Raw genomic sequence first — 10303 nt, 5'->3', positions numbered from 1 at the left:
GGCGGCGGTGAAGGCGGTGAGGGTCGCGAATCCGGCCAGCCGCGGCAGCAGAACCCTCAGGGTGGCGGCCAGCATCAGCACAACCAGAATGGCCAGCAGGGCCAGGGTCAGGGCAACCGCCGTGACCGTTTCCGCAACCGCCGCGACCGCGACCGCAACAACCGCTTCCGCGATGACGGCATGCCCAACGAGGGCGGCGAGCAGCAGGCTTTCGTGCCGCGCGTGCAGCCGACGGTGCCGGAAGGCTTCCCGGTCTATTCGCTGAGCGATCTCAAGCGCATGCCGGCACAGAAGCTGCTGGAAATCGCCGAACAGCTGCAGATCTCCGAGGGTGTGGCGCGTGCCCGCAAGCAGGATGTGATCTTCGCCCTGCTGAAGGTGCTGACCCGCCACGGCGACGGCGTTGCCGCCGATGGCGTGCTGGAGATCCTGCCGGACGGCTTCGGCTTCCTGCGCGCGGCCGAAGCCAGCTACCTGGCCGGCCCGGACGACACCTACATTTCGCCCAGCCAGATCCGCCGTTTCAACCTGCGTACCGGCGACCACCTGTCCGGCCGCATCCGCTTCCCGAAGGACGGCGAGCGCTACTTCGCGCTGTCGATCGTGGACACCATCAACGGTGAGCCGCTGGAAGCGTCGAAGAACAAGGTGCTGTTCGAGAACCTGACCCCGCTGTTCCCGCGTCGCCGCTTCACCCTGGAGCGCGGCAACGGTTCGTCGGAAGACATCACCGGCCGCATCCTCGACCTGATGGCCCCGCAGGGCAAGGGCCAGCGCTCGCTGATCGTCTCCCAGCCGAAAGCGGGCAAGACGATGATGATGCAGCAGGTCGCCACCGCGATCACCACCAATCATCCGGACGTGCACCTGATCGTGCTGCTGATCGACGAGCGCCCGGAAGAAGTGACCGAAATGCAGCGCACCGTGCGCGGCGAGGTCATCAGCTCGACCTTCGACGAGCCGGCCGCACGCCACGTGCAGGTTGCCGAAATGGTGATCGAACGGGCCAAGCGCCTGGTCGAGCACAAGAAGGACGTGGTGATCCTGCTGGACTCGATCACCCGCCTGGCACGCGCCTACAACAACGTCGTGCCGAGCTCGGGCAAGGTGCTGACCGGTGGTGTGGACGCCAACGCCCTGCACCGCCCGAAGCGCTTCTTCGGTGCCGCGCGCAACGTTGAAGAAGGCGGCAGCCTGACCATCATCGCCACCGCACTGGTCGACACCGGCTCGAAGATGGACGAGGTGATCTACGAAGAGTTCAAGGGCACCGGCAACAGCGAAGTGCACCTGAGCCGCCGCATCGCCGAGAAGCGCGTGTTCCCGGCCATCGACATCAACCGCTCCGGCACCCGCCGCGAAGACCTGCTGATCGAGCCGGAACTGCTGCAGAAGATCTGGATCCTGCGCAAGCTGCTGCATCCGATGGATGAAATGGCCGCGATGGAATTCCTGCTCGACAAGATGAAGAACACCAAGTCCAACGACGAGTTCTTCGGTTCCATGAAGCGATAAGAAGAAAGCCCCGCACTGCGGGGCTTTTTTTGCTCGGGAACGGCGCATTCGCCGGGCATGGCCCGGCGCTGCCTTCGGTTACGGGCAGGCCACCGCGCCCTCGGCGGTGGCCGTGTTGGCCGTCAACCTGACCTGGGTGAATGCCGCGGCGAACGGCGCGTCGGCGCTGACCACGAACGGGGCTTCCACCGCGCCCAGGTCCACGCCGCGCTTTGCAAAGCAGGCCAATGGCACGGTCACCGTCTGCTTCTGCCCGGGCGCCAGCGCGACCAGCTGCGGGGCGATGTCCACCCCGCCCTCACAGCCGCTGCCACACTCCATGGTCACCTTCACCGGCGATGCCGGGCGCTTCACCAGCTGCACGTCGAACTGCAGCGCGCCGTTGCTGCGCGCCAGTGCGCCGAGATTGCGGCGCGAGGTGCTGCGTGCGATCAGCTGCGCCGGGGCCCGCCAGGTCACCTCCTTGGCGTCCTGCTGGGTGTTCACCTGCACGGTGCGCACCTGCACCACCGGCTTGGCGGTGGGCCAGCGCAGCGTAGCGTTCAGATCATTGCCAAGCGGTTGGGTCGCTCCCGCGGCGGCAACGTGCAGGGCGAATGGCGGCGTGTCGGCGCGGTTGAAGATCGGCAGCACGGTGACTTCGCCGCAGCTGTCCGGGTCAGCTTCCTCGAGCCTGGCGACCTTGCCGCCCTTGGCGTAGCTGAGGCCATAGCCAAGCGCGAACAGCGCCGGCTTCTTCGCGTCGGGCTGGTCGATCGGTGCCGGGCACGGAACGCCCGGCCACGGGAAGCTGAGGCGTCCACGGAAGTCGTGTGCCGGCTTGCCGCCCTTGCCCGCCACCAGCACATCAGTCACGCCCTTGCCTTCGGTGCCCGGCAGCCAGGCGGCGACGAAGGCGCTGGACAGATTGAGCAGGTCGTTGACATACATCGGGCGACCGGACAGGTAGACGGTCACCACCGGCTTGCCAGTTGCAGCTGCGGCCTTCAGCGCGGCCAGGTCCTGCGGGTAGGCCCGGCTGTGGCTGACGGTATCCGAAGCGAGAATATCGCCGTTGGTCTCTGCATAGGGCGTCTCACCGATCACCGCCAGCACCACATCGAAAGTCTTCGGATCGACGCCTTGGCCATCGGCGCTGAAGCTGACCTTGTCCGCCCCCAGTTCGGCGCGCAGCGCGCCCAGCACGGAATCGGCGTTGGGAAAATCGGAATTCGTGTTCTCGGTGCCCTGCCAGGTCAGCGACCAGCCACCGGACTGGTCGCCGATGCTGTCGGCGCTCTTGCCGACCACCAGCACCCGCGCATCGCGGCGCAGCGGGAGTGCCTCGCCTTCATTCTTCAGCAGCACCAGCGATTCGCGCACGGCACGCCGGGCCAGGTCACGGTGCTGCACGGCACTGGCATCGCCGGCGTAGCGGCTGTCGGACGGCTTGTGGTCGAACAGGCCCGCGCGCAGCTTCACCCGCAGGATGCGGGTGACCGCATCGTCGATGCGCGCCAGCGGAATCTCACCGCTCTTCACCTGCGCGGTGGTGTTGGCGATGAACGCTTTCCAGTCGTCGGGCACCATCACCATGTCGATGCCGGCATTGATGGCCTGCGCACAGCTGTCGTTGCGGCAGCCCGGCACCTGCGCGATGCCGTTCCAGTCGGAGACGACGAAGCCATCAAAACCCATCTTGTCCTTCAACGCATCGGTCAGCAGCGCCTTGCTGCCGTGCATCTTGCCGTAGTCCACGCCTGCGGCGCGGTCGTTCCAGCTGTTAAACGAGGCCATCACCGTCTGCGCACCCTCGGCAAGCGCACCATAGTATCCCTGCGCGTGGACGTTGATCATGGTGTTCTTGTCGACCAGCGCCTCACCCTGGTCGCGGCCGTTGTCGGTGGCACCATCGCCCAGGTAGTGCTTGGCGGTGGTGACCACGTTACCGTCGTCCTTGAAGGTGCCCTGTGCTCCCTTCACGTAGGCGTGGGCGTAGCTGCGGATCACCGCCGGGTCGGACGAATAGCTCTCATAGGTGCGGCCCCAGCGAGGGTCATGGGCCACGGCCAGGGTGGGTGCGAACACCCAGCCGATGCCGGTGGCGCGCACCGAGCGCGCGGTCGCCTCGCCGATGCGTTCGATCAGTTCGGCATCGCCGGCCGCGCCCAGGCCGATGTTGTGCGGGAACAGGGTCGCACCCAGCACGTTGTTGTGGCCGTGCACCGCATCGGTGCCCCAGATGACCGGCACCGGCGTCTTCGCATCGGTTGCCAGCGATGCAGCGTGGTAGGCATCGGCCAGCTGCAGCCAGTCCTGCACGCTGGCGTGCTTGTCCATGCCCGGCCAGGAGCCACCGCCATTGAGGACCGAGCCGATGTAGTAGCGGCGCACCTCGTCCGGCGTGATGGTCTTGATCTCGGCCTGGGTCATCTGCCCGATCTTCTGCGCCAGCGTCATCTGCGCAAGGATCTCCTGCACGCGCCTTTCGATATCCGCATCAGCAGCGATCACGCTGTGGACGCGCGGCCAGTCCTGCAGGCGTTCGCCCGTGGACGGCGCGGCACCCGCCGATGCGGCCAGGGCGGCCAGCAGACAGCCGGCAAGAAGGGTCTGGGTGGGGCGCTTCACTGGGTACTACCTCCGTGGGTGACGTTCCTGGCGTGCGGGACTGCAGCGGCACGTCGGCATGGGCGATCGGACGCCCGTCCTGACAGCGCTGTCATATAAGCCTGCCTGCATCGTGTCAATGAGCGATCGCACATCCGGTGGCTGCAATCGCGTAACGGCGGGCTTTGCGGCCGACGCAGCACATGGCCCGCGGCGGTGGGTGTTGCGACGCGACAAGAATTCAGGACGTGCCAGTCCCCCTCGCGTCGTGGCACCATCCGCCTGCTCCGGCAACACCGACATCGCAGGTACGCACTACCATCGGCGCGTAGCCGCCGCCTTCCAGGAGGATCCACCGCATCATGCGCAGTCGAATCGAGGATGTCGCCGCCGTTGCCGGGGTATCGATCAAGACGGTGTCCCGCGTGCTCAACCGCGAGCCCAACGTGCGCGAGCAGACCCGCGAACGGGTGCTGGCGGCCGTGGCGCGCCTGGGCTACAAGCCCAATCTCTCCGCGCGCAGCCTGGCCGGACAGCGCTCGTACGCGCTGGCACTGGTCTACAACAATCCTTCGCGCAACTACCTGATGGAAATCCAGAACGGCATGCTCGAGGCCTGCCACGCACAGCACTACAACCTGATCCTCGGCCCGGTGGGCACTGGCCGGCGTACCCTGCCCGACATGACCGCGCTGTTCGAGAACTCGCGTCCGGATGGAGTGGTGCTGATCCCGCCGCTGACCGACGACGAAGTAGTGCTGTCGTACCTGGAAGAGCATGACATTCCCTTCGCCTGCATCGCCCCGCGACACCCGGAAGGACGCATCGGCGTGCGCATGGATGAAACCACTGCGGTGGTCGAGCTGATCGGTCACCTGGTCGCGCAGGGCCACCGCCGCATTGCCCACATCAAGGGGCCGCGCGCGCATGGTGCCTGCCAGTGGCGCTACGCCGGTTACCGCCAGGCCCTGCGGCAGGCGGGTATCGCCTACGATCCGGCGCTGGTGGTCAACGGCCAGTTCTCGTTCGAGTCCGGCGTGGACGCAGCCAACCTGCTGCTCGACATGGATGAGCCTCCCACGGCAATCTTCGCCGCCAACGACGACATGGCCGCGGCCGTGTATCGCGTCGCGGGCGAACGCGGCCTTCGCGTGCCGCGCGACCTCTCGGTGTGCGGGTTCGACGACACGCCGATCGCAGGGCACATCTACCCTGCACTCACCACCGTGCGCCAACCGACCTCGCACATGGGGCGGCTGGCCACCGAACAGTTGATCGAGCACATCCGTGCCGAAGCCGCTGGCCGCATGATCACGGTCGAGCACGCGGTACTCGAACGCGAGTCGACCGCCGCACCACGGCGACGTTGAGCCAGCGGCGAACCTGCGGCTCACGCGGCAGGCAGCCGCGAACCCTTCCATGCATAGAAGGCAATGTAGAGATAACACAGCGCCGGCAGCAGGAACGACAGCTGCAGGCCATGATTGTCGGCAAGCCAGCCCATGGCCAGCGGAATGACCGCACCGCCGACGATCGCCATCACCAACAGGCTTGAAGCCTGTCCGGTGAGAGCTCCAAGGCGGGTGATCGCCAGCGCGAAGATGGTCGGAAACATGATGGAGTTGAACAGTCCGATGCTCACCACCGCCCACTTGGCCAGGCCACCCGTGGTGGAGACGGTGATGCCGAGCAGCAGCACCACCGCGAGCGCGAAAAGACCGAGCAGCCAGCGCGCATCCAACCGCGCCAGCAGCGCCGCGCCAAGCAGGCGCCCGACCAGCGCGCCGCCCCAATAGAGCGAGACATAACCGGTGGCCTCCTGCTCGGTCATGCCCTGGCCGATGCCCGGCGAGGACAGGAAGTTGACCAGCACGCTGCCGATGGAAACTTCCGCGCCCACGTAGCAGAAGATGGCCAGCACACCCAGTCGCACATGACGGTGGCGCAGGACGTCCCACGGCCGGCTTCGCGCGCCGGTGCGTTCCTCCACGCCGGGAATGGTGGGAAGACGGAACATCCAGATCGCTGCCGCCAGCAGGAACAGGACCACTGCCAGGCCGAAGTACGGCAGCTGCACCGATTGCGCTTCGGCTGCACGGTAGGCCAGTGCTTCGGCCTGCGGCAACAGCGCCAGCTGCTCCTCGCTGCGCGGCTGCGCCGACAGGATCAGCAGGCCACCGAACAACGGTGCCAGCGTGGTGCCCAGCGAGTTCATCGATTGCGCCAGGGTCAACCGGCTGGAGCTGGTGCGCTCCTCGCCCAGCAATGCCACGTAGGGGTTGGCCGCCACCTGCAGCACGGTGATGCCGGTGGCCAGCACGAACAACGCCGCCAGGAACAGCCCATAGACATGGGCGGCCGCAGCCGGCCAGAACAGCAGGGAGCCGACGCCTGCAATGGCCAGCCCGGCGACGATGCCGCGCTTGTATCCCACCGCAGCCACCAGCCGGCCCGCAGGCAGCGACATCAGGAAGTAGGCGCCGAAGAAGGTGAACTGGATGAGCATCGCCTGCACCCAGCTCAGCGCGAACGCCGCTTTCAGGTGCGGAATGAGGATGTCGTTGAGGCAGGTCAGGAAGCCCCACATGAAGAAGATGGCGGTGACCACCGCCAGTGCGCGGGTGGTGCCCTGCACGTGATGTCCTCGAACGGTCGTTACTGTGTCCATTGCTTGTCCTTCCAGTCAGTGATCGAAGCCATCCTGCGGTCATGCGTGACATTTGCAGCCATTGTGATTGTCCAGCGCTGTCAATCCGACGAATGACCTGACACCTGCGGGCTGAAAGCTGATCCGCGCAGTTTTGTTCTGCACCGCACAACACTTTCCTGCCCTCGTGTTGGCAGCGCTGTCATCCCTGAAAAACCGCTGCAGATGCCGTCGCACAAGGCGTTGTTTCCGAAGCGACGAGGTTCTGGCAACGATTTCACAGCGCGCCTTGCGACCGCCGACGCGGCGCACTTCATGGCAGCTTGTTGACAACGCTGTCAAGCGTCGCTCCAATCCGGGCCACATGCAGTAGTCCGTGATTGAACGAAGCAGGATCGCCATTACCGAATTCCCTGGGGAGGGAGCTTCCATGAAGACGTACAAGGCAGTACCTCGCAAGACGATGCTCACGTCCGCGCTGCTGGCTGCGCTGGCCGCCCCGGCATGGGCACAGGACGCACCCGCCACCAACGAACCAGTCGATCCGACCACGCTCGATGCGGTGCAGGTCACCGGTATCCGCGGCAGCCTGACCTCATCGATGAACCTCAAGCGCGACAGCCAGGGCGTGGTTGACGGCATCGTCGCCGAGGACATCGGCAAGTTCCCGGACACCAACCTGGCCGAATCATTGCAGCGCATCAGCGGTGTTTCCATCGACCGCACCTCCAGCGGCGAAGGGTCCAAGGTGACCGTGCGCGGCATTGGTCCGGACTACAACCTGGTGCTGCTGAACGGGCGGCAGATGCCGGCGTCGAATCTGGGCAACGGCGGCGGCGGCCTGTCCGGCTCGCGCTCGTTCGACTTCGCCAACCTCGCTTCCGAGTCGATCTCTGCGGTGGAGGTATACAAGACCAGCCGCGCCGACAATCCTGCCGGTGGCATCGGTGCCACCATCAACATCAAGACGCTGCGGCCGCTGGAGTCCGAACCGGTGATCAGCCTTGGTCTGAAGGCGGTCAACGATTCGTCCAACGACAACCTGCCGCGGACCCTGCGCGGCTCCAACGTCACTGGCGAGTTCTCGGGCATCTTCAGCCAGCGCTACGCCGACGATCGCTTCGGCGTGACGTTCAGCGCCAGCCACCAGGAACGTGATTCCGGCTTCAACCAGGCCACCGTGGCCGAGGGCTGGGCCACGTTCAAGGGCAACGAGAGCGCGGACTGGCGGGCACTGCCGCTGCCGGGCCAGGGGTATTCCGACCGCATCACCAACCGCCCCGGCCCCGACGATGTCTACGCACGTCCGCAGAACACCGCCTACAACGTCAATGGCGTGCAGCGGCAGCGCACCAACGCGCAGGCGACGTTCCAGTGGAAGCCGGCCGACAATGTCACCACCACGCTGGACTACACCTATGTCGAGAACAAGGTGCAGCAGCAGCGCAGCGAGCTGTCGGTCTGGTTCAACTATGGTCCGGGCGACAGCATCTGGACCAACGGCCCGGTGTCCGCGCCGATCATCTACAGCGAGGACATGACCAATTCGGACGTGTCGATGGGCGGCGCCAAACTGGCCACCAAGACCGACATGCACTCGCTGGGCTTCAACGTCGACTGGGAAGTGAACGACGCGCTGGACCTGTCCTTCGATGTGCACAACGCCGAGTCGGAATCGCGGCCGGACAGTCCCTATGGCTCGGCGGGCGTGCTCGGCGTGGCCGCCTTCGTGCGTGGCACCACCACCGTCGACTACAGCGGCGACCTGCCGATCATCAACATCGCACTGCCGCCGGGCGGCGTGCAGGCCTCCGACGCACTGGTCACCGGCTCGGTGTTCCAGAACAGCTACAACAAGTCCAAGGTGCAGCAGTACCAGGGCCGCGGCACGTTCCGCTTCGCCGACTATTCGGCGCTGGACTTCGGCGTGGGCCACACCCAGGTGGAGAACCGCTCTGCCTCAGCCATCATGCAGCGCAACAGCTGGGGCGGTCTGGGCTCTCCGGCCGACTACGCCGATGACATCTGGTACGCCGACAACATGGGCAAGTACTTCAAGGCATTCTCCGGCCACAACGATCCGCGCCTGACCGGCCAGTTCCTGGTGTTCGACTTCGACCGCCTGATCGATCGGGCGGCCCAGGTCGGCACCGATTCCGATCCGGCCTGCCCGAGCTGCTACTACGCACCGACGGAGTACTCCGAGGACATCCGCACCACCGAGAAGTCGAAGAGTGCCTACCTGCAGTACCGCACCACGTTGGATTGGTCGATGCCACTGCACGTGGCCGTCGGCGCGCGCTACGAGCAGACCGAGGTGGAGTCGAATGCGCTGGTGCGCGTACCGACCGGCATCAGCTGGAGTTCGGCCAACGAGTTCAACATCGACTACGCCGCCGATCGCGGCTTCGTCGGTGGCAAGGGCAAGTACGACTACGTGCTGCCGAACGTTGATCTGAAACTGGACCTGGCCGAGACGCTGGCGCTGCGCGGCAGCTACAGCCGCACCCTGGGCCGGCCGAGCTGGACGCAGATCCAGAGCGGTCAGTCGCTGGCCGACATCGTGCGCACCCAGGGCGGCACCGGCACCCGCGGCAATCCGGGTCTGGAGCCGCTGATCTCGGACAACTTCGATCTGTCGCTGGAGTGGTACTACGGCGAGGCCAGCTATGCCTCCGTGGGCTTCTTCCGCAAGAACATCAAGAACTTCATCAGCGACACCATCGTGCGCGAGAACGCCGGCACCCTGCATACGCCGGTCGGTGGCGCGTACTGGAACGAGGCACTGGCATCGGGCTGCGGCACCACCGACATGCCCTGCATCCGCGACTACATCTTCACCAACCATGCCGGGGATCCCGGCGTAACCTATACCGGGCGCAATTCGGCCGGGCAGATGACCGGCACCATCGTCGGCCAGCCCAACGACCCGGTGGCCGGTTTCGACATCACGGTACCGGCCAACCAGCACTCGGATCACCTCGACGGCTGGGAAGTGGCGGTGCAGCACCTGTTCGGCCAGTCCGGCTTCGGCGTGGCCGCGAACTACACCAAGGTGAAGTCGGGGCTGACGTTCAACAACCTCAGCCTGGGCGACCAGTACCCGATGATCGGCCTGAGCGATTCGGCCAACGTGGTCGCGTTCTACGACAAGAACGCCTGGCAGATCCGCGCGGCCTACAACTGGCGCGACAAGTTCCTCAACGGCATCGGTGGCCAGGGCCCGAACCCGAACTACACTGCCGCGTACGGTCAGCTCGATCTCAACATCAGCTACGCGGTCAGCGAACAGCTGACGCTGAGCCTGGAAGCAATCAACCTGACCGACGAGACCATGCGCACCTATTCGCGGCACACCAACATGCTGCGTTATGCCACCCAGACCGGTCCGCGCTACATGTTCGGCGTCCGCTACAAGTTCTGACCGGCGCCGGAGGCCTCGTGGGCCGGGTTCATGCCCGGCCCACGCCGCACGGGTGCATGATGCGCGGACCCAAGGCCGCCGGGCACGGGCCCGGCCCTCCATCACGCCCAGGATGTCCACGCATGCTG

The 10303-nt window shown here is 65.8% G+C and carries 5 protein-coding genes; 3 read left to right on the top strand and 2 right to left on the bottom strand.

Features of this window, described 5'->3' with window-relative positions:
* Positions 1–1515: transcription termination factor Rho (gene rho, locus QMZ25_RS10875; protein WP_283219631.1), on the top strand; the 1515-nt coding region annotated here is incomplete at its 5' end.
* A gap of 78 nt (positions 1516–1593) precedes the next feature.
* Here the strand turns inward: rho and QMZ25_RS10870 are convergent.
* Positions 1594–4125, bottom strand: a complete 2532-nt coding sequence (locus tag QMZ25_RS10870) for an exo 1,3/1,4-beta-D-glucan glucohydrolase (protein WP_283219630.1) — start codon at positions 4123–4125, stop codon at positions 1594–1596.
* 341 nt (positions 4126–4466) lie between these two features.
* On the opposite strand from QMZ25_RS10870, the gene QMZ25_RS10865 reads away from it, so the two are divergent.
* Complete coding sequence (locus QMZ25_RS10865) at positions 4467–5474, top strand: LacI family DNA-binding transcriptional regulator (protein ID WP_053515642.1); 1008 nt, start codon at positions 4467–4469, stop codon at positions 5472–5474.
* 20 nt (positions 5475–5494) lie between these two features.
* Here the strand turns inward: QMZ25_RS10865 and QMZ25_RS10860 are convergent, their stop codons facing one another.
* On the bottom strand, positions 5495–6772 hold the full coding sequence (locus QMZ25_RS10860) for a sugar MFS transporter (protein ID WP_053515641.1): 1278 nt from the start codon (positions 6770–6772) through the stop codon (positions 5495–5497).
* A gap of 409 nt (positions 6773–7181) precedes the next feature.
* On the opposite strand from QMZ25_RS10860, the gene QMZ25_RS10855 reads away from it, so the two are divergent.
* Complete coding sequence (locus QMZ25_RS10855; protein WP_283219629.1) at positions 7182–10175, top strand: TonB-dependent receptor; 2994 nt, start codon at positions 7182–7184, stop codon at positions 10173–10175.
* The last annotated feature ends 128 nt before the right edge of the window (positions 10176–10303 follow it).

It is taken from the genome of Stenotrophomonas sp. RS-48, assembly GCF_030053245.1.
GTDB classification, from domain to species: domain Bacteria; phylum Pseudomonadota; class Gammaproteobacteria; order Xanthomonadales; family Xanthomonadaceae; genus Stenotrophomonas; species Stenotrophomonas maltophilia_P.
This window is presented reverse-complemented; position numbering and strand designations above follow the sequence as displayed.

Excerpts from the sequence above, each read along its gene's own strand:
- QMZ25_RS10865 (WP_053515642.1), top strand. The coding sequence starts at position 4,467 with ATGCGCAGTCGAATCGAGGATGTCGCCGCCGTTGCCGGGGTATCGATC.
- QMZ25_RS10860 (WP_053515641.1), bottom strand. The coding sequence starts at position 6,772 with ATGGACACAGTAACGACCGTTCGAGGACATCACGTGCAGGGCACCACC.
- QMZ25_RS10855 (WP_283219629.1), top strand. The coding sequence starts at position 7,182 with ATGAAGACGTACAAGGCAGTACCTCGCAAGACGATGCTCACGTCCGCG.